This is a genomic window from Alteromonas sp. 76-1 (genome assembly GCF_900654235.1).
GTDB classification, from domain to species: domain Bacteria; phylum Pseudomonadota; class Gammaproteobacteria; order Enterobacterales; family Alteromonadaceae; genus Alteromonas; species Alteromonas naphthalenivorans.
Window position 1 is genome coordinate 3,161,588 of record NZ_LR136958.1, and the last position, 20,101, is coordinate 3,181,688.

At 42.4% G+C, this 20,101-nt stretch carries 14 protein-coding genes and 5 tRNA genes; 6 read left to right on the top strand and 13 right to left on the bottom strand.

Going from position 1 to position 20,101, the window contains the following annotated elements:
* Window positions 1-2 precede the first annotated feature (2 nt).
* From lon to ALT761_RS13755, 9 genes are all read right to left on the bottom strand, one after another.
* Window positions 3-2,357 carry an endopeptidase La gene (gene lon / locus ALT761_RS13715; RefSeq protein WP_013783306.1) on the bottom strand — a complete coding sequence of 785 codons (2,355 nt, stop codon included), beginning with the start codon at window positions 2,355-2,357 and terminating at the stop codon, window positions 3-5.
* Between the two features lie 420 nt (window positions 2,358-2,777).
* Window positions 2,778-4,055, bottom strand: a complete 1,278-nt coding sequence (clpX, locus tag ALT761_RS13720; RefSeq protein WP_057790625.1) for an ATP-dependent protease ATP-binding subunit ClpX — start codon at window positions 4,053-4,055, stop codon at window positions 2,778-2,780.
* A 78-nt stretch (window positions 4,056-4,133) separates the two neighbouring features.
* Window positions 4,134-4,763, bottom strand: a complete 630-nt coding sequence (gene clpP / locus ALT761_RS13725) for an ATP-dependent Clp endopeptidase proteolytic subunit ClpP (protein WP_013783304.1) — start codon at window positions 4,761-4,763, stop codon at window positions 4,134-4,136.
* 98 nt (window positions 4,764-4,861) lie between these two features.
* Window positions 4,862-6,166: a trigger factor gene (tig, locus tag ALT761_RS13730; RefSeq protein ID WP_013783303.1), complete on the bottom strand. Its 1,305-nt coding sequence runs from the start codon at window positions 6,164-6,166 to the stop codon at window positions 4,862-4,864.
* 310 nt (window positions 6,167-6,476) lie between these two features.
* A tRNA-Pro gene (locus tag ALT761_RS13735) sits at window positions 6,477-6,553 on the bottom strand.
* A gap of 54 nt (window positions 6,554-6,607) precedes the next feature.
* Window positions 6,608-6,692, bottom strand: a tRNA-Leu gene (locus ALT761_RS13740).
* Between the two features lie 7 nt (window positions 6,693-6,699).
* Window positions 6,700-6,775, bottom strand: a tRNA-His gene (locus tag ALT761_RS13745).
* Window positions 6,776-6,872: 97 nt separating this feature from the next.
* Window positions 6,873-6,949, bottom strand: a tRNA-Arg gene (locus ALT761_RS13750).
* A gap of 25 nt (window positions 6,950-6,974) precedes the next feature.
* Window positions 6,975-7,051 (bottom strand) — tRNA-Pro (locus tag ALT761_RS13755).
* Window positions 7,052-7,437: 386 nt separating this feature from the next.
* Here ALT761_RS13755 and folD point away from each other — a divergent pair.
* The 6 genes from folD (at window position 7,438) to ALT761_RS13785 (ending at window position 13,440) form a co-directional block, all read left to right on the top strand.
* Complete coding sequence (folD, locus tag ALT761_RS13760) at window positions 7,438-8,292, top strand: bifunctional methylenetetrahydrofolate dehydrogenase/methenyltetrahydrofolate cyclohydrolase FolD (protein WP_129739483.1); 855 nt, start codon at window positions 7,438-7,440, stop codon at window positions 8,290-8,292.
* Between the two features lie 9 nt (window positions 8,293-8,301).
* Entirely contained in the window at window positions 8,302-8,865 is a 564-nt protein-coding gene (locus ALT761_RS13765) for a DUF1415 domain-containing protein (RefSeq protein WP_172602890.1), read from the top strand.
* A gap of 157 nt (window positions 8,866-9,022) precedes the next feature.
* Window positions 9,023-9,745, top strand: a complete 723-nt coding sequence (gene tsaA, locus ALT761_RS13770) for a tRNA (N6-threonylcarbamoyladenosine(37)-N6)-methyltransferase TrmO (protein WP_129739485.1) — start codon at window positions 9,023-9,025, stop codon at window positions 9,743-9,745.
* Window positions 9,746-9,830: 85 nt separating this feature from the next.
* A complete protein-coding gene (locus ALT761_RS13775; RefSeq protein WP_129739487.1) occupies window positions 9,831-11,495 on the top strand; it encodes a proline--tRNA ligase in 1,665 nt (554 codons plus the stop codon).
* Window positions 11,496-11,596: 101 nt separating this feature from the next.
* A complete protein-coding gene (locus ALT761_RS13780; RefSeq protein WP_129739489.1) occupies window positions 11,597-12,442 on the top strand; it encodes an MBL fold metallo-hydrolase in 846 nt (281 codons plus the stop codon).
* Between the two features lie 53 nt (window positions 12,443-12,495).
* The gene (locus ALT761_RS13785) at window positions 12,496-13,440 is read left to right on the top strand and encodes a phospholipase A (protein WP_129739491.1); all 945 of its coding nucleotides are present in this window, start codon (window positions 12,496-12,498) and stop codon (window positions 13,438-13,440) included.
* A 41-nt stretch (window positions 13,441-13,481) separates the two neighbouring features.
* Here the strand turns inward: ALT761_RS13785 and ALT761_RS13790 are convergent, their stop codons facing one another.
* The 4 genes from ALT761_RS13790 to guaA all read right to left on the bottom strand — a co-directional run bounded on the left by ALT761_RS13790 (window position 13,482) and on the right by guaA (window position 20,072).
* Entirely contained in the window at window positions 13,482-14,378 is an 897-nt protein-coding gene (locus ALT761_RS13790) for a histone deacetylase family protein (protein ID WP_129739493.1), read from the bottom strand.
* 109 nt (window positions 14,379-14,487) lie between these two features.
* Window positions 14,488-16,110 (bottom strand): methyl-accepting chemotaxis protein, encoded by a 1,623-nt coding sequence (locus ALT761_RS13795; protein WP_129739495.1) that lies wholly within the window; start codon window positions 16,108-16,110, stop codon window positions 14,488-14,490.
* A 193-nt stretch (window positions 16,111-16,303) separates the two neighbouring features.
* Entirely contained in the window at window positions 16,304-18,226 is a 1,923-nt protein-coding gene (locus ALT761_RS13800) for an acyltransferase family protein (RefSeq protein ID WP_129739497.1), read from the bottom strand.
* Window positions 18,227-18,494: 268 nt separating this feature from the next.
* Window positions 18,495-20,072, bottom strand: coding sequence for a glutamine-hydrolyzing GMP synthase (gene guaA / locus ALT761_RS13805; RefSeq protein WP_129739499.1), 1,578 nt, complete (start codon window positions 20,070-20,072; stop codon window positions 18,495-18,497).
* Window positions 20,073-20,101 lie beyond the last annotated feature (29 nt).

The window sequence follows — 20,101 nt, forward strand, 5'->3', positions numbered from 1 at the left end:
TTTTAGCTTTTAGTTGCAACCTCAAAAGACTCTACTGGCTCTTGAAGTGCAATATCAAGCACATCATCAATCCACTTTACAGGGTGAATTGATAAATCTTTTTTCACATTTTCTGGAATTTCTTCCAGATCACGTTCATTTTCTGCTGGAATAACCACCGTTTTAATTCCACCACGGTGTGCGGCTAGTAGCTTTTCTTTCAAACCACCAATGGCCAACACTTCACCACGCAGCGTTATTTCACCGGTCATAGCCACATCGCATTTAACGGGATTACCTGTTAACGATGACACTAAAGCTGTACACATTGCGATACCCGCACTTGGGCCATCTTTTGGTGTAGCACCTTCAGGCACATGCACGTGAATATCGCGTTTTTCATAAAAATCTTCGTTAATACGAAGCTTTTCAGCGCGACTACGCACAACCGTCATTGCAGCTTTGATAGATTCCTGCATAACATCACCAAGCGAACCGGTTGATGTCATCTTGCCTTTACCTGGTACTGACGTGGTTTCGATAGTCAGTAAATCTCCGCCTACCTGTGTCCATGCTAATCCGGTAACTTGGCCAATTTGATTGTCTTTATCTGCTTTACCGTAATCGAAGCGTTGTACACCTAAGTAATCTTTAAGATTATCTTGAGTCACTGACACTTTATCTTTGCTCTTAGTCAGCAAGATATCTTTAACGGCTTTACGACATACCTTAGAAATCTCACGTTCTAAGCTACGAACGCCTGCTTCACGGGTGTAGTAACGAATCATGCCGATAATGGCAGATTCGGTAATCTCAAGCTCTTTAGACTTAAGCCCGTTACGTTCCATTTGCTTACTGATTAAGTGACGTGTTGCGATGTTTAGCTTTTCGTCTTCGGTATAACCAGAAAGACGGATAACTTCCATACGATCAAGTAATGGGCCTGGAATATTCATACTATTCGAGGTCGCCACAAACATTACATCAGATAAATCGTAGTCCACTTCTAGATAGTGGTCACTGAAACTATTGTTCTGTTCTGGGTCAAGCACTTCGAGTAACGCAGATGCAGGGTCGCCACGCATATCAGACGACATTTTATCAATCTCATCTAATAGGAAAAGTGGATTTTTAACTCCAACTTTTGCCATTTTCTGTACTAATTTACCAGGTAATGAACCTATGTAGGTACGTCTGTGCCCACGAATTTCAGCTTCATCACGCACGCCGCCTAATGCCATACGTACATACTTGCGCCCTGTCGCTTTCGCAACAGATTGGCCAAGAGAGGTTTTACCCACACCAGGAGGCCCTACAAGACACAAGATAGGCCCTTTCAGCTTTTTAACACGCTGTTGTACCGCGAGGTATTCTAGAATGCGTTCTTTGACTTTCTCTAACCCGTAATGATCTTCATTTAAAACCACTTCAGCGCGAGATAAATCTTTCTTCACTGGTGAGCGCTTATTCCACGGTACGTTGGTTAGCCACTCAATGTAACTGCGCAACACGGTAGCTTCTGCCGACATGGGCGACATCATCTTAAGCTTTTGCAACTCAGACTTAGCTTTATCCAACGCTTCTTGCGGCATTTTGGCGTCTTCGATTTTCTTCGCTAACGCTTCAAATTCATCTGGTGCATCATCAAGTTCACCGAGTTCCTTTTGAATGGCTTTCATTTGCTCATTCAAATAGTACTCACGCTGACTTTTTTCCATTTGCTTTTTAACACGGGTGCGAATTTTCTTCTCGACCTGTAGCAAATCGATTTCACCTTCCATCAAGGCCATTAAATACTCAAGGCGTTCATTCACCCCTTTCATTTCTAGCACTTTTTGTTTTTCGGTGAGTTTAAGCGGCATGTGTGCAGCCATGGTATCTGCTAAGCGTGCAGCATCTTCAATACCATTTAGCGACGTAAGTACCTCAGGCGGTATTTTTTTGTTTAGCTTAACGTAACCTTCAAACTGCGATACCGCAGAGCGAATAAGCACTTCTTGCTCGCTCTCATCAATAGCACCGTCTTCAATTTTATTTACGTTAGCTACAAAGAATGGCTCTGATTGCTCGTAACCTTCAACTTCACCACGCACACTCCCTTCAACTAACACTTTAACCGTGCCGTCAGGAAGTTTCAAAAGTTGAAGAATGGTAGCAATAGTACCAACGGTATAAATGTCATCGGCATCGGGTTCATCCACACCGGCGTCTTTCTGGGCCACTAAGAAAATCTGTTTCTCGTTTTCCATTGCCGCTTCAAGACAACGAATCGATTTTTCTCGCCCGACAAATAAGGGTATGACCATATGCGGATAAACAACCACGTCCCTTAAGGCAAGCACAGGAATTTCAATGCGATTTTCTCGCTCAACTGTCATACGTGTTCTCTATTAGTTAGCATTGTCGATTGATATGGGGATGCTAGCGCAAAGTTCAAATAAAACATTATTAATGTACGTAAATTCGCTGCTTTCCCTGCTTTTCTTTACCATTATCGATTTTAGACCGTATGGCAATAGTTTGTTGCCGAATCTATCAGAAAGGATAGGTTAAACGGGTTTGTTTGCTTAAATAACCAACAAGTTGTTTTTTGAAAGACGAAAAAACGCTGATTTTGGCTATACGCGAAAGCGTAATATTTGAGTATTATTTTTATGGCTTTGAAGTAAATGATCTTGAATGTTGAGGTTCAGGGTGAAAGTAAGCTTGAGATTAACAAAGCCTAACGCAGAAAATAGTGATGTGCTGTTAGAAAACAAAAAAGGCCCCGAAGGACCTTTTTTAGAAAGTAAAACAACCTACTCAGAAGCTGCTTTTTTATCTGTATTGTCGTAAATTAAAATAGGTTTTGATTCGCCTCGAATGACGGTTTCATCAATAACCACTTTGCTTACGTCTACCGCAGACGGTAATTCGTACATGGTATCAAGCAAAACTGCTTCAACAATTGAACGAAGACCACGGGCACCCGTTTTACGATCCATCGCCTTTTTAGCGATAGCATGCAGTGCGTCGTCACGGAACTCAAGTTCCACATCTTCCATATCAAATAAAGCTGAATACTGCTTCGTAATCGCATTCTTAGGCTCTTTAAGAATTTGAATTAAGGCTTCTTCATTCAATTCTTCAAGGCTAGTGACCACAGGTAAACGACCGATAAATTCAGGAATTAACCCGTATTTAACTAAGTCTTGTGGTTCTACTTGCTTGAACAACTCGCTAATTTGCGCGGTGTTTTCAGATTTAGACTTAACAGCCGCACCGAATCCAATACCCGTACCTTTCTGCGCACGTTGTTCAATAACCTTATCAAGGCCTGCAAATGCGCCACCACAGATAAACAGAATCTTAGAGGTATCTACCTGCAAAAATTCTTGCTGTGGATGCTTACGGCCACCTTGTGGAGGAACCGAAGCAACAGTACCTTCAATAAGCTTAAGCAATGCTTGTTGTACACCTTCACCCGATACATCACGAGTAATAGATGGGTTATCTGACTTACGCGAAATTTTATCAATTTCATCAATGTAAACAATGCCGCGCTGAGCTTTTTCAACGTCGTAATCACACTTTTGCAGAAGCTTTTGAATGATATTTTCAACATCTTCACCTACATAACCGGCTTCGGTTAATGTAGTTGCATCTGCCATTGTGAAAGGAACGTCAAGCAAACGTGCAAGCGTTTCCGCCAGTAATGTTTTACCACTACCCGTTGGGCCGATAAGTAGGATATTACTCTTACCAAGCTCCACACCATCGTGCACATCACCATTACGCAAACGTTTGTAGTGGTTATATACCGCTACAGACAATACTTTTTTGGCGTGCTCTTGACCGATAACGTAGTCATCTAAGTGTGCATGGATTTCATTTGGCTTTGGTAAAGCATCCTGCTTCTGCTTAGGCGCGATTTCCTTGATTTCTTCGCGAATGATATCGTTACATAACTCAACACACTCGTCGCAAATAAATACCGACGGGCCTGCTATTAACTTTCTTACTTCGTGTTGGCTTTTGCCACAAAACGAGCAGTACAGTAACTTGTTATCACCGTCACCGCTTTGTTTATCACTCATTACTATTGCCTCTGCCTTGCCTGAACCGAAAACCAAATCGTGCCAAGCACTAGTTCAGGTCTACTATCTATAACTATACTACTTAGTTGCAGCCGCGTCAGATCGATTTGTCATAACTTGGTCGATAAGACCATACTCTTTAGCTTCAGTTGCACTAAGGAAGTTGTCACGATCAGTATCGTGTGCAACTTTCTCGTAATCTTGTCCAGTGTGTTGCGCCATCAAGCGGTTCAACTTCTCTTTAATAGACAGGATTTCTTTCGCATGAATTTCAAAATCTGATGCTTGACCTTGGAAACCACCTAAAGGTTGGTGAATCATCACGCGGGAATTCGGTAAACAGTAACGCTTACCTTTAGCACCACCAGATAGCAAGAACGCACCCATGCTGGCCGCTTGACCCACACATACTGTGCTTACGTCTGGCTTGATGAAATTCATGGTGTCGTAAATTGCCATACCCGCAGTTACAGAACCGCCAGGTGAATTGATATAAAGGAAAATGTCTTTTTCTGGATTTTCAGCTTCCAAAAATAGCATTTGAGCCACAATCAGGTTGGCCATGTGGTCTTCTACCTGCCCTACTAAGAAAATAACATTTTCTTTTAGTAGACGAGAATAGATGTCGTACGAACGTTCACCTTTGGAAGTCTGTTCAACTACCATAGGAACAAGTGCATTCATTGGATCAAATGGGGTATTAGTCATAGCTACCTTGATTATCTAGCGTTAAAAACAAAAATGCTCGGAAGGCTCCGAGCATTTAAGCAGTTGCTGACAGGTGAAGTCAATCAGACAGTAAAAAATTACGCCTGTTTGTTCATAACCTCGTCAAAAGCTTTAGTTACTTCGGTAACTTTAGCTTGCTCAAGTACCCACTCAACCGCCTGCTCTTCTAATGCAACATTTTGCATTTGCTGCATAAGCTCTTGGTTGTTGTTGTAATATTCTACAACTTCTTGAGGGTCTTCATACGCAGAAGCAGCAGTTTCGATCATCTCGTTTACTTTTGCTTCGTCAGCTTTAAGTTCGTTTTGCTTAATTACTTCACCTAATAATAGGCCAATTGAAACGCGACGCTTAGCATTATCAGTAAATAATTCAGCTGGCAACTCTGGAAGGTTTTGACCACCGCCCTGTTGGCTGAAACGCTGTTTAGCTTGTTCACGTAAAGCGTTAACTTCTTGGTCGATAAGTGCTTGAGGAATATCAAGCTCGTTAGCGTCAACCAATTTAGCAATAACGTCTTCTTTAACCTGAGTTTTAAGTGTTTGATCTAGCTCGCGTTGCATGTTCTTACGAACTTCAGCTTTAAGCGCGTCAACACCACCTTCCTGAACACCGAATAAGGTAGCAAACTCTTCGTCAACTTTAGGAAGTGACTGGCCTTCTACTTTTTTCACTGTTACTTGGAATACCGCGTCTTTACCTTTAAGGTTTTCTGCATGGTAATCTTCAGGGAAAGCAACTTCTACTGTTACTTCTTCGCCCGCTTTCGCGCCTACAAGTGGCTTTTCGAAACCTGGGATCATGCGATCTTGACCTAGTTCAAGTTCGAAATCTTCAGCTTTTCCGCCTTCAAATTCTTCACCGTCGATAGAACCAACGAAATCGATAACAACTTTATCGTCTTTCTTCGCTTTACGTTTAACTTCTTTCCAAGAAGCGTGTTGCTTCTGTAGCGTTACCATCATGTTATCAAGATCTTCGTCAGTAATTTCTACTACTGGCTTTTCGATTTCAATATCGTTGATGCCTTTAACTTCTACTTCTGGATATACTTCAAAAGAAGCAACAAATTCCAAATCCTGACCATCTTCATCTTTAGTCAGTTCGAAATTTGGCATACCAGCTGGCTGAATTTTTTCTTGAACGATAGCCTGGTAGAAGTTTTGCTGCATTACATCACCAGCAATTTCTTGACGCACTGCTTGGCCGAAACGCTTTTTGATTACGCTTACTGGTACCTTGCCTGGGCGGAAACCGTTAATACGTTGCGTTTTCGCCAACTGCTGTAGGCGAGATTTAACAGCTGAATCAATAGCGTCAGCTGGAACGGTGATAGTAAGACGGCGTTCTAAACCCTGGGTCGTCTCGACTGAAACTTGCATTATATTACCTCAACTTTACGCCTATTTAAGCGCTTTGTTCTCAATCCCCTCTCCCGTCATGTCTATGTGACATATCACACCGGGGTAGAGGTCGTTTCCGACGTTTGCACTAACAAAACACCACACAATACTGTGTTAATCGCGTATTTGTTACAAACATACGAGTTAAAAAAAGACGCCGTAGTATACAGTCGCAGAGAACGAGAGTCGAGAGGGAAACACAAGTTTGTAACACGCTTTTGAATGATAAGTGTGCAAACGGATAAAAATAAGGAATTTAGTAAGGAAAATATAACGAGGATAGAGTAAATGGTCGGTGAGATAGGATTTGAACCTACGACCCCTTGTACCCAAAACAAGTGCGCTACCAAGCTGCGCCACTCACCGACAATACTACTTAAAAAGCACTTACAACAGCTTTTGTGAAAAAAGCCTAAAACATGGTGCGGAAGGAGAGACTTGAACTCTCACGCCGTGAAGCACTGGAACCTAAATCCAGCGTGTCTACCAATTCCACCACTCCCGCGAAAAAGTGGGGTGGACGATGGGGCTCGAACCCACGACAACCGGAATCACAATCCGGGGCTCTACCAACTGAGCTACGCCCACCACTGAGGTGCTTGCAATAAATAAACATGTTGAATTGATAGTACATGTTTATCTTTAAAGATTCGACCAATCCGAATCAGGTCCTACCTGACTCGCATGGCGCGTCCGGCAGGATTCGAACCTGCGACCCACGGCTTAGAAGGCCGTTGCTCTATCCAGCTGAGCTACGGACGCTCGGCGAATCTTCGCTTGCAAAAAATGGTCGGTGAGATAGGATTTGAACCTACGACCCCTTGTACCCAAAACAAGTGCGCTACCAAGCTGCGCCACTCACCGACTGCGTAACGATACGTTTGAAGCAATTTGCGTCTGTGCCGTTACGGGGTGCGAATATTACTGACAAGACCCCACCTCGTCAAACACTTTTTTAAATAAAATATTCAACCGCTCATAAAGCACGCATAATTGTGCTTTTTTGAGCACTTTGGGCATTTTTCAAACTAACCGAAACTTAAAAACCAATAATTTAATGCAAACTTTAAGGTAGGAGGTGTATTCGTTCATCGTAAACAACTTCACTATTTATCGAAATTTACTTTTTATAAGCGCAAATCTTTAAAAGTTTTCTCGATTTACAGTAATTGTATGTTTCTACTGGTCGCCACATGCAGTTTTATGAAACAATAATTAGCACTTAATGACCACACATTATAATCACTTCTATGACAGCTCATTTAATTGACGGCAAATTAATTGCCAAACAAGTACGCCAGCATGTTGCTTCTTATGTAGATTCACTTATAGACGCAAAGAAACGTCAACCTGGTTTGGCCGTGGTATTAGTCGGTAGCGATGCCGCCTCTCAAGTTTATGTTTCTAACAAACGTAAAGCATGTGATGAAGTGGGATTTGTATCTCGTTCTTTTGATTTACCCGCTGACACTACAGAAAACGAACTGTTAGCGCTTGTCGATCAACTAAATGACGATAAAGAAATAGACGGGATTTTAGTGCAGCTGCCCCTACCTGCCGGTTTAAATGCAGAAAAAGTATTAGAGCGCATTCACCCACTTAAAGATGTTGATGGGTTTCACCCTTATAATATAGGTAGATTGGCACAACGTATCCCCGCACTTCGCCCATGCACTCCAAAAGGAATCATGACCATGATCGAGGCCACTAAGCGCCCCGTTAAAGGTTTAGATGCGGTTATTGTGGGTGCTTCTAATATTGTGGGTCGCCCTATGAGCTTAGAACTATTGCTTGCGGGTTGTACGGTCACTACTTGTCATAAATTTACACAAGATTTAAAAGCCCATGTAAGTCGTGCTGACCTTCTTGTGGTCGCGGTAGGCAAGCCAAACTTTATTCCTGGTGACTGGATTAAGCCCGGCGCTATCGTTATCGATGTTGGCATCAACCGTGTGAGTGACGGTTCATTAGTTGGCGACGTAGATTTTGAGCCTGCTAAACAACGTGCGGGGTGGATTACCCCGGTTCCTGGTGGTGTGGGCCCTATGACAGTCGCTAGCTTGATTGAAAACACCCTAGAAGCTTACGTCAAATACCATTCTTAAGTTGAATTTGTGAACGATACACAGTTTATAGAAGCCACTATGCGTTGGGTTGATGACATTGTCATCAACCACAACTTTTGCCCCTTTGCAGGTTTTGTACGTCAACCGGGCCAAATTCGCTGCGTCGTGGTTAAAGGAGATGCAGGCGATGTTATTGCCTCGCTTTTCGATGAGTGTAAACGCTTAGACGAACAAGACGATATTGCTACTACCCTTATCATCGCACCTTCATCACCTACAGCTTCCTTCGATGATTACCTGGATGTATTAGCGATATGTGACCGTATGCTATCTGATTGGGGGTACACTGGCGTGTACCAACTTGCCAGTTTTCATCCTGACTATCAATTCGATGGCGAAGCTAAAGACAGCGTAGCGAATTATACCAACCGCTCTCCCTACCCTCTACTTCATTTAATTCGCGAGCGAGATATTGCCCGCTATATGAAAAACGAAGATGATGCAGAGAAAATTTACACTCACAATATTGCCAAAGCCAATGAATTAGGTTGCCCTTATTTTGAAAAAGTATTGAAGGAAATGCGAAGCGCTAAAAATAAAAACGGCCTGTAAATGTACAGGCCAAAGGGTTTAATTGGGTCCAGGGATGCCAAATACGGCAGCCCCAAATGTCCGTAATTGGTTCAAGGTTTTAAACTTGAATTCGTACTCTACGTAAACTATGTGAGAATTTTATGACAGTGCGCTATGCAAATAGGATTTTAAGGTAATGCCCCCTAGTCAGTTTCCTCTTTCTGCTATCGGGCATATACAAACGCCGTTTAAACAAAAGTTTGCTATTCCCCGACAGCCCAATTTAGCCAAGGCGAAAGGGCAAGTAGTATTAGCGCCTGACTTTGATGATCCCCGTGTGTTTAAAGGTTTAGAAGTATTTAGTCATGTATGGCTACTCTTTCTCTTCCATGAGAATTTAGATAAAGGCTGGAAACCCTCGGTGAAAGCCCCTCGTTTAGGCGGAAATGCAACGCTTGGGGTGTTTGCTTCAAGAAGTACGCATCGCCCAAATGGTATAGGCATGTCGGCAGTGAAAAATTTAGGTTCTGAGGTTGTAGATGGAAAGCTTACCTTGCACGTCGAAGGAGTAGATTTGTTAGATGGCACCCCAATTATCGATATTAAGCCTTATTTACCCTACGCCGATGCGCTCCCCCATGCATCGGATAGCATGGCAGAACTGAATCATGCAGCTCCCATACCCAACTTAGAGGTAATAATTAATCCACTCGTGCAAAACATGTTACACGAAGCCGCATCGCAGCACCCGGACCTACCCACACTACTAACAGCCGTGCTGGCTCAAGACCCCCGCCCCGCTTATCGTCATAAACTATTAAGTGATGAAAAGACCTACCATACCGCACTGTATAATTATGACTTTGCCTTCACAGTAAAAAATAGTGTGGTCGAAGTCATTGGGATTAACACGCTTTAGTCGCACGTGGTTGTAGCACTATTGCTCACAGTTAATTAGAATACGCTCAATTGTATTTTTCATAGTTATAGGAAGACCGCTTCGAATGCGCACTAGTCAATATTTACTTGCCACGCAGAAAGAAACTCCGGCCGATGCTGAGGTTATCAGTCACCAGTTAATGTTACGTGCTGGTATGATAAGAAAACTGGCTTCAGGCCTTTATACGTGGTTGCCAACCGGGCTTCGCGTATTGAATAAAGTGGCAAACATCGTTCGTGAAGAAATGAACAAAGCAGGCGGTGTAGAAGTGTTAATGCCAGTAGTCCAACCTGCTGATTTGTGGGAAGAGTCTGGCCGTTGGGAAGAATATGGCCCAGAGTTACTGCGCATTAAAGACCGCCACCAGCGAGACTTTGTGCTAGGTCCTACACATGAAGAAGTGATCACATCGTTAGTTAGAAACGAAATCAGTAGTTACAAACAACTACCAATCAATCTTTATCAAATTCAAACTAAATTCCGTGATGAAGTGCGTCCTCGTTTTGGCATTATGCGTGGACGTGAGTTCACCATGAAAGATGCTTACAGCTTCCACTTAGACGATACGTGTTTAGATAAAACTTACCAAACAATGTATGAAGCCTATGGAAATATCTTTAATCGCATGGGCTTAGACTACCGTGCGGTTATTGCAGATTCAGGCTCAATTGGTGGAAACCATTCCCATGAATTCCACGTCCTTGCCGAGTCCGGTGAAGATGCCATTGCCTTTGCAAGCGACAGCGACTACGCCGCAAACGTTGAAATGGCGGCTACGGCAATGCCAGAAAAACAACAAGCTTCAGGCGCAGCAGCTGAAGTCGTAAGTGGTAAAGCTTCAGATAGCGCACTTAGCATTTATGTTGTTAAAGGCGAAACGGAAGAAGAGAGCACAACTGAACAGTGGGTTGTATTAGTATTGCGCGCAGAACACGCGCTTAACGATGTTAAAGCGGAAAAAGTCACTGGCGTAGCTAGTCCGCTTGTTATAGCAAGTGAAGAAAAAGCCACTGAAATCTTAGGCGCTCATCCTGCTTTCGTTAACCCTAATGATGTTACGTTGCCAATGCATGTCGATTTTAGTGCCGCAGCACTTGCTGATTTTGTTTGTGGTGCAGGCGAAAATGGCCAAATCACGAAAAATGCAAATTGGACTGTGGACTTACAAACGGCAGATTTACGTAACATTGTGGCTGGTGACGCTTCACCAGACGGCAATGGTACTATTGAAATAAAGCGCGGCATTGAAGTGGGCCATATTTTCCAACTAGGTAGCAAATACTCAGAAGCGATGAATTGTGGCGTACTAAGCGAAACGGGTAAACATCAAACGCTTACCATGGGATGTTACGGAATTGGTGTTTCACGTATTGTTGCGGCGGCTATTGAACAAAACCATGATAAATACGGCATTATGTGGCCTGATCCAATCGCGCCTTTTAAAATTGCATTAATTCCAATGAATATGCATAAATCTCACCGCATCAAAGAAGCTGCTGAGGCACTATACGAACAACTGATTGCGTTAGGTATAGACGTGTTATTTGACGATCGTAAAGAACGCCCAGGTGTTATGTTCAATGACATGGAATTAATTGGTATACCTCATAGCATTGTTATCGGTGAGAGAAACCTCGACAATCAACAAATTGAATACAAAAACCGCCGTACAGGTGAAAAGCAATTATTAGATTTAGATTCGGCTAAAGACTTTGTTGTTAGTCTCTAACATTGTCTATTATTGAAAGATAAATATTAGTAATTTTGCATTTGACCTTGTATACAGCTATGCAGTAGCGGTTAGCTACAAGAATAAAAAACGGTGAACATATGCGGTTAACATTTTACGGCGTGAGAGGCTCTGTTCCTACTCCTGGAGAAGCCTATGCTCGCTATGGTGGCAATACCGCATGCGTTCACATTGAATTAGCCGATGGCACCGATATTGTGCTTGATTCGGGAACGGGTATCAGGCTGTTGGGGAACAAACTTCGCAGCAAAGATACCCCTATTCACTTGTTGCTCAGCCACAATCACTGGGATCACATACAAGGTTTTCCATTCTTCAGCCCTATCTTTCAAAAAGACCGAGATATCTATATTTACCCAGGGCAAACGACCTTGCCCGAACACGATCAGATTTTAAAGCAAATGGAAGGCTCAACGTTTCCTGTCCCTGTCAGTGCGTTACAGTCAAAACTCCATCTAACCATTATTCCGCCAGAGCAAGATATTTGGGAAATTGGTACTGCTACCATTCGCCGAATCCCTATTAATCACCCTGGTAAAGGTAGCGCCTATAGTATTGAAGAAAAAGGCATAAAAATCGCCTACATTACTGATAACGAACTCTACCCGCCGTATAAAAAAGAAACCGACTTTTTAACGTTTGTCGATTTTGCTAGAAACGCAGACGTTATTATTCATGATGCACAATATATGATGTCAGATATGCCTGCTAAAACGGGATGGGGTCATTCGGTAGCTGAAGAAGCCGTAAAGCTTGCCATGGCGAGCAATTCAAAAAAATTAGCGCTATACAGCCATGATCCAGATCGCACAGATAAGGATATTGATAAGGTGGTTGAACACTGCATGGACTACATCACCATTGCAGAGTCGAACCTAGAAATATTTGCATCAGCGGAAGGCCAGTCACTGGATTTCACTAATTAAAATAGATTAGCAAAAAAAAACAACAACGACTTACCTAACGGAGAACACCACCAGTGTCAGTGTTTAAGCCATTTTTAATATTGGCTGCAGTCAGTCTGTGCAGCATAAATGCTCTTGCTCAAGAAAATGCGCAAGATGAACAAGAGAGTGATATTGAAGTTATTGATATCATTAAACGAGATACCACTTCTGAAAGCGCGCTTGATAACCGCTTAGAAGCTGACAAGGAAGCAATTGATAACGTTTTTGCTATTACTCAGCATAGACAGAACTATTTACTTCCTATGACTTACATTACCAATCCAAACTCAAACGGTAATGAAGAGCTCACAGAAGAGAATGTCGATAAAAAAGAAGCCAAATTTCAGGTTAGTGTGAAACTACCTCTTTATCTGGAAGATACTGGATTTGATGGCGTTTATCTTGGTTTTACCCTCACCTCATTTTGGCAGTTATATAACAGTGAAGTGTCTAAACCCTTTAGGGAAACCAATTATGAGCCAGAGATATTTTGGCAAGAAACAGCCGATTACTCGGTTTTAGGCTATAAATTTAATACCTTTCAATTAGGGTTTAACCACATGTCTAACGGACAAAGTGGCCTTAGCTCTAGAAGTTGGAACCGTATTTTCGCCTCTGTTGTGTTTAGTGACCAAGACGATATTTATTACCTAAAAACTTGGTATCGTATTCCTGAAGATGAAAAAGAAGACCCACTTGATCCTACTGGTGATGACAACCCAGATATCGAAAACTATTATGGTCGTGTGGAATTTGGTTATGGGCGCAAGCTTGGCAATTTTAAAGTAATGGCATTGCTTCGAAATAACCTTAACTTAGGAAATAACCGGGGTAGTATCCAGCTTGATTTAACCTATCCGCTCACCGACCGTTATGAATTATTATTTCAATATTTTAACGGCTACGGCGACTCGCTTATTGATTACAACCGCTCTCAAGAACGGGTAGGACTAGGCTTTCAGCTACTTTTCCTATAAGCATATATTTAATGAGAGGCCTTACTTAATAGGCCTCTTGTTTAAATGACGCCAGCCGCTTTGTACAATTGAAGATGAACTTCTACTAACGCATCTATGTCACGCTGATACCCGCCACCAATAACCGCCGCAATGGGTATGCCCATACGTTCAGCGAACGCAAAAACCATATCGTCTCGGGCGCTAACGCCTTCAGTCGTGATGTTTAATAAGCCCAAATCATCATTGATATGAATATCTACACCAGCGTCATAGATAATGGCATCTGCTTGAAATTGCATAGCAACCATGACGAGCGTTTCTTGCACCGCATTTAAGTATTCGTCATCTTCACAACCCTTCGCCATGCCTATATCGATGTTTGAATGCTGCTTTCGATAAGGGAAGTTTTTCTCACCATGAACTGACACGGTGAAAATACTATTATCGTATTGAGTAAGCTTAGCGGTACCGTCACCCTGATGGACATCAAAGTCGATAATTAATACATTGTCTATACCGATAAATTTTTGCATGGCTTTCGCCGCAAGAAATAAATCGTTAAATAAGCAAAAACCTGATCCAAAATCTGAAAAAGCATGATGGTAGCCTCCGGTTAAATTTAACGCCTTTCCCTGTTTTATCGCCAATTCAGCAGTTAAACATGTGCCAGCCACTGCCGTAAGCGTGCGTTCGATGAGTTGATCGGACCAAGGAAAGCCAATACGACGCATAGCTTTTGTATCTAACGTGCCGCTTGTTAACTGCTGAACATAGTCTTTGTCGAAATGACACTCTAATTCCGTTATCGCTAACGGTGAAGGTGTGTGAAATACACTGTCAGCAACACCGTGAGACGATAACGCGTTTCGAATGCCCTGGTATTTATCAATGGGGAAACGATGGCGTTCAGGTAGGCTAAGTTGGCTATAAATAGGATGGAATACCAATGGGATCATAACGTCTCAGTCACTACCTTATTTTATTTGCGGCGAAAACCCCAGTGAGTTTATGAAAACGGAGCATGCACTTAAACTAACTCCGTTTTATTATACGCAATATCAAGTGTTAGCGGGTTAAACTGTTCACCACTTTTTCAACATTGTCTGACATGCTTTTCATCGACTGTGCCATGTCATCACGTTGTGCCAATTTATGATAGCGGTCAGATGATGCCACCACGTTCGCAATAATACTTTCCACCTGCGACAACACTGTCTCTTGCTCGTCTGCGGCGTGATTAAGTGCTACCACCACACTGGCCGTTTCCTTAATGTCCTCAACCACATTATTTAAGGTTTGTAATGCGGTGCCTGCTTCAGCCGCATTGCTGTCTGAAAGCTGTTTACCTTCTTCCATGGCTAGTACGGCTCCATGGGCTTCTGCTTCAAAGCTGCTAAGAATATCGTTTATTTCTTTCGTTGATTGTTGTGTTTTCGCTGCCAACGCCCGTACTTCATCAGCCACCACGGCAAAACCTCTACCGTGCTCCCCTGCCCTAGCGGCTTCAATTGCCGCATTCAAAGCTAATAAATTGGTTTGATCGGCAATTTCATTGATAACATTAACCACTTTAAGAATATTCTTACTACGGCTTTGTAGGTCGCTTACAATGTCACTCGACTCTGTTACCGTTTTTGCTAGTTGTTTAAACCCAGCATTCGCCCGCTCAAAAGTTGAATAACAACTTGCTACGTTATCCTGTGAATTTTTGGTGGCCACAGCCACTTGGTCGGTAATGGCGACCAAGTTCTGCACTATCCCTTTTAATTTATCTGTGGTGGCATCTAAAGAGAGTGAAGCATCGCGCTGCTCTACCGCACCATCCATTATTGACTGCCCCACATCGCCAAGGGCAACAAAAGCACGCTCCATTTCTAATTCGGTTTGATGCAACTGGGTAACCGAGGCTTTTAACTTGCTTTGTAATGCTCTAGCAGAGTCAGCCAAAATGCCAAGCTCATGCCCACTTGCATACGTCAGGGAGTAATCGTACTGACTGGTAGCTAGATTAGAAATGCATGCAGCCACTTCACGGGTAGGGTTAATTACCTGCGTACGAAGACGACTAATTACATAAGTAACAGATAGCAGTGACAGCGCGATAGCAGCAAGCAAAATCAGCCATAACATTCTTCGCGTACCGTTTTTCAAATCAGTAATGGCTAGCTCAGATTGATGTGCTATTTCATCGGCAATACTTTCAAGTAGTTTCGCAGGTTCACGGTCAATACCACGAACGTAGCTATCCCCTATTTTCGGGTCTAAACCCGATGCTATAAAAGCCGCATAGCCTTCTCGATACTTTTCAGCCATGTAGGCGTGCGCTGTTTGGAATTTTCGAATATCCGATTTGGCTTTATTACTCACTACAGGGTTCGCCAACATTTGGCTAAATTGCTGCTTTATCTCAGCTTCCCGCTTTTGAAAGCGAGACCAGTACTTTTCGCGGTCGTCGTCGTTGTGCCCTCGCAGCAGTGTATTTTTCCACTCCTGAACTTGGGTTTTAAAGGTATTTAAGGTTGCGTTAACGTCTCGTTCTGCCTGAACAAGTGTATGCTCTAGTGATTCGAAACTGCTCAACAGCGAAAAAGATTTATAAATAGATGCGGCGTTTAAAAAGACCAATAAACATAAGCTCGCAAGCACAGGGGTAATGACCAATCGACTGATACTGGTATAATTGAACACAGCGGTTAACCTTTAGTCTAATGAAAATTCGAAAATCGTGAAACGCCGCCATTAAATGATATGTTAATGACAAAAATATTACAGGTAACGTATCACTCTGCATACCTTTAAATACGCATTAATACGAAAGAATTATAGAACTAAAAGCAGATTTTGAAACTTTCTTCTCTGACGATAAGAGTTGCGCTAACAACTAGGGTTTCAACCAATTTATACGGCCAACCTCTTCACCAAAGTACTTAGCTCCCGCTAACGTGTGATGTCCATAATCGTAAAAGAGTTTTTCTAAAGATTGATTAACGCCAGCACACTGTTTTAAGGCAGGCTTACAAACATAGTCCATTCTATCAAGCAGCGTGACCTCTGGGAATTTTTTAGCTATAAGGTCGATCGCTTCGTTAATCTCTTTCACGGTTCCAATAGAATCTTTTCTTTCTGCCATGTTGCCCGCAGAGTAAGCGTTAAAATATTCTGCATTTATACGATAAGCCAGTGCGTCGTTGGAATTGATCGACATATCATCTCTGACGTCATAAGCAATAAATTCTGCAAGAGTCCAACTACGGGTTCTGTATTCAGGAAACTCATGAATATTGTTAACTAAGATAACGCCTTTTCCACTATCAATAATTTTTTCAATGACAAACTCTAAAGAAGCAATATCGTTTAGATCATACCTAGAGGCTATAATTATAGTGTCGGCATGTACAAAATTCGGGAGGTGCCTAAATTCGATAAAATTATCTTGAACGCTACTTATTTGTGTACCGTAACGAGCGAAAGAAAATCCCGAGTCATTATATTTTGAATGTACCAGTACGTTATATAAATCTTTGGAATGCGAGTTACCTATAATCAATGCATTTTCATGGTTTTTATCTAAATCGAACCACAGTTCATTTTCGTTGTGTTGACGGACTAAACGCCAAGACTCTTCTCTTAAAACTGTATTGCTTCGAGATGCCTCTGAAATTTGAAAGCTATTTAGCGTATTAAAACGACCTGGATTTAATTTTGTGGAAAAAGTTGCACTACTAGCGCCAATTACAATAAAACCGATTAATGATAAGCAAGAGTACGTGAATATTGACTTACGGCTTATCTTATCTTTGAATCTAAAGGGTGTTTCTACATACTTCCAACTTCCATAGGCTAGCAACATAGTCAACAAACTAAGGGATAACATTAGACCATGGGAAGGCTCTTCCACTGAAAGTATTCTGGTAAAGGCGAAGATAGGTTGATGCCAAAGATAGGCTGAATAGCTTATTAAGCCTATTCCTACGAATAATCTAAGGCTAAGCAAGCGGCCAACTAATGTTTTAGTATCGGCAAATAAAACGATTAACACCACACCAATCACGGGCACTAACGTATAAAAACTAGGAAATGGCACGAAGCTATCGAAGAAAAATGTAGCATAAAGCACCATTATAAGGCCGATGGAGGCCGCGACATTATTAGATCTCACACCATGTTTCTGCACGATAAAAGCAGTGAGAGAGCCAGCTAACAGTTCCCAACCACGAAATGGCGCGAGATAAAAATTTGCACTTGGACTGTTTCGATAGCCCCACTCGCATGCCAGTAAACTCATCGCTGCAATAAATGCTATCAACAAAAAAAGCCGCTCTCTTTTAAAACCTTGTCGCCATGCAAACATAAGTAGTAGAGGGAATATCAGGTAATATTGCTCTTCTACCGCCAAACTCCATGTGTGAAGCAAAGGCTTCTCTTCAGCAGCGGCTTCAAAGTAGCCGCTCTCTCGCCAAAAAAGAATATTAGATGCGAAAAGGCTTACTGCAATAATACTATGGGAAAACTCTTTAAAACTGTCGACGGTCATGGTGAGCCATGCAACCGGCATACATAGCACAATAACAAATACCAAGGCAGGTAATATTCTTCTAGCACGCCGTTCGTAAAAATTCACTAAGCTGAATTTTTCACGCTCAATTTCGACGATAAGTATAGAGGTAATTAAATAACCGCTGATAACAAAGAAAACATCGACACCGACGAAACCACCAGCAAAGAATTTAAATCCGGCATGAAACAGAATGACAGGCAACACGGCTAATGCTCTTAAGCCGTCAATCTCGGAGCGATATTTCAAAACAAAGTCCTTTTAGGAAGTATCTATTATTTCCGCTGCTTAGATAACATCTCTAACATTGCAGTAATGGAGATGACACATTCAGAGAGGTTTATATTGTTATATTCTATTTTCACGTAACGCTAGAAAAATTAACACTGGTATTTTTGAAGTACCCTCAAAAATTGTGCGCTTTTGAGCTTAGTAGAGCATCAAAAGCGTTCAATGCAATTAAAGTAAACTACATTGGTTACACCTTAAAGCGCACAATAATGAGGTTTTTACTTTTTTATTCCCACTCAATCGTAGCAGGGGGTTTACCCGATATGTCGTAAACGACGCGGGAAATACCATCAATTTCATTAATAATACGATTCGACACTTTACCTAAGAAGTCGTAAGGCAAGTGCGCCCAGTGAGCAGTCATAAAGTCGATTGTTTCTACCGCGCGAAGTGATACAACCCAATCGTATTTGCGGGCATCGCCCATTACGCCCACAGAGCGTACAGGCAAGAATACGGTAAAAGCTTGGCTCACTTTCTGATATAAATCGGCGTTATATAATTCTTCAATGAAAATAGCGTCTGCGCGACGTAGTAAATCGCAATACTCTTTTTTCACTTCACCAAGCACACGTACACCTAGACCAGGCCCTGGGAATGGGTGGCGATAAAGCATGTCGTACGGTAAACCGAGTTCAAGACCGATTTTACGTACTTCATCTTTAAACAATTCTCGTAATGGCTCAACCAAACCTAGCGCCATATCTTCTGGCAAGCCACCAACATTGTGGTGAGACTTAATCACATGGGCTTTACCTGTTGCTGAACCGGCTGATTCAATAACATCAGGGTAGATAGTGCCCTGCGCTAGCCATTTCGCATTGGCCAGCTTTCCAGCTTCTTCGTCGAATACACGAACGAATTCATTACCAATCGCTTTACGCTTGAGCTCTGGATCTTCAATATCTTTCAAACGCCCTAAGAAGCGCTCTTCAGCGTCAACACGGATAATATTAAGACCAAAGTGGTCGCCAAACATTTCCATCACTTGGTCAGCTTCGTTTAAGCGAAGCAAACCATTGTCTACAAACACACAGGTAAGGTTTTCACCAATAGCACGATGAAGCAGCATGGCAGTAACCGATGAATCGACACCACCCGATAGACCGAGAATAACGCGATCATCGCCTACCTTCTTCTGGATACGCGAAATGGCATCTTCGATAATGGCATCGGCAGTCCATAACTTTTCGCACTTACACACATCCATGACGAAGTGGCTTAGCAAACGCATACCTTGCTTAGTGTGGGTAACTTCAGGGTGAAATTGAACACCGTAAAACTGCTTTTCTTCGTTATACATAGCAGCGTGTGGGCAAGAGGCTGTTTGCGCAATAGTTTCGAACCCAGCAGGTACAGCGGCAACCTTATCGCCGTGACTCATCCATACATCAAGTAACGCATTGCCATTCTCGCCAATGCTATCTTCAATATGACTAAGTAAAGACGTTGGTTTAATAATCTCTACTTGCGCATAACCAAACTCTCGCTTGTCTGAGCCTAAAACACCACCACCCAGTTGCGCTGCCATGGTTTGCATACCGTAACAAATACCAAAAACAGGCACGCCAGCTTCGAATACGTATTCAGGAGCGCGAGGCGAATTCTCTTCTGTTACTGACTCAGGGCCGCCCGATAAAATAATCCCTTGTGGATTAAATTCTCGAATTTGCTCTTCGGTCACGTCCCAAGCCCAAAGCTCACAATAAACGCCTATTTCACGTACACGACGTGCGATAAGCTGCGTGTACTGTGAACCAAAATCTAAAATAAGAATGCGTTGGTCGTGGATATTTGTGGTCATGTTTTTACCCGTTTTATAATAGAACGAAG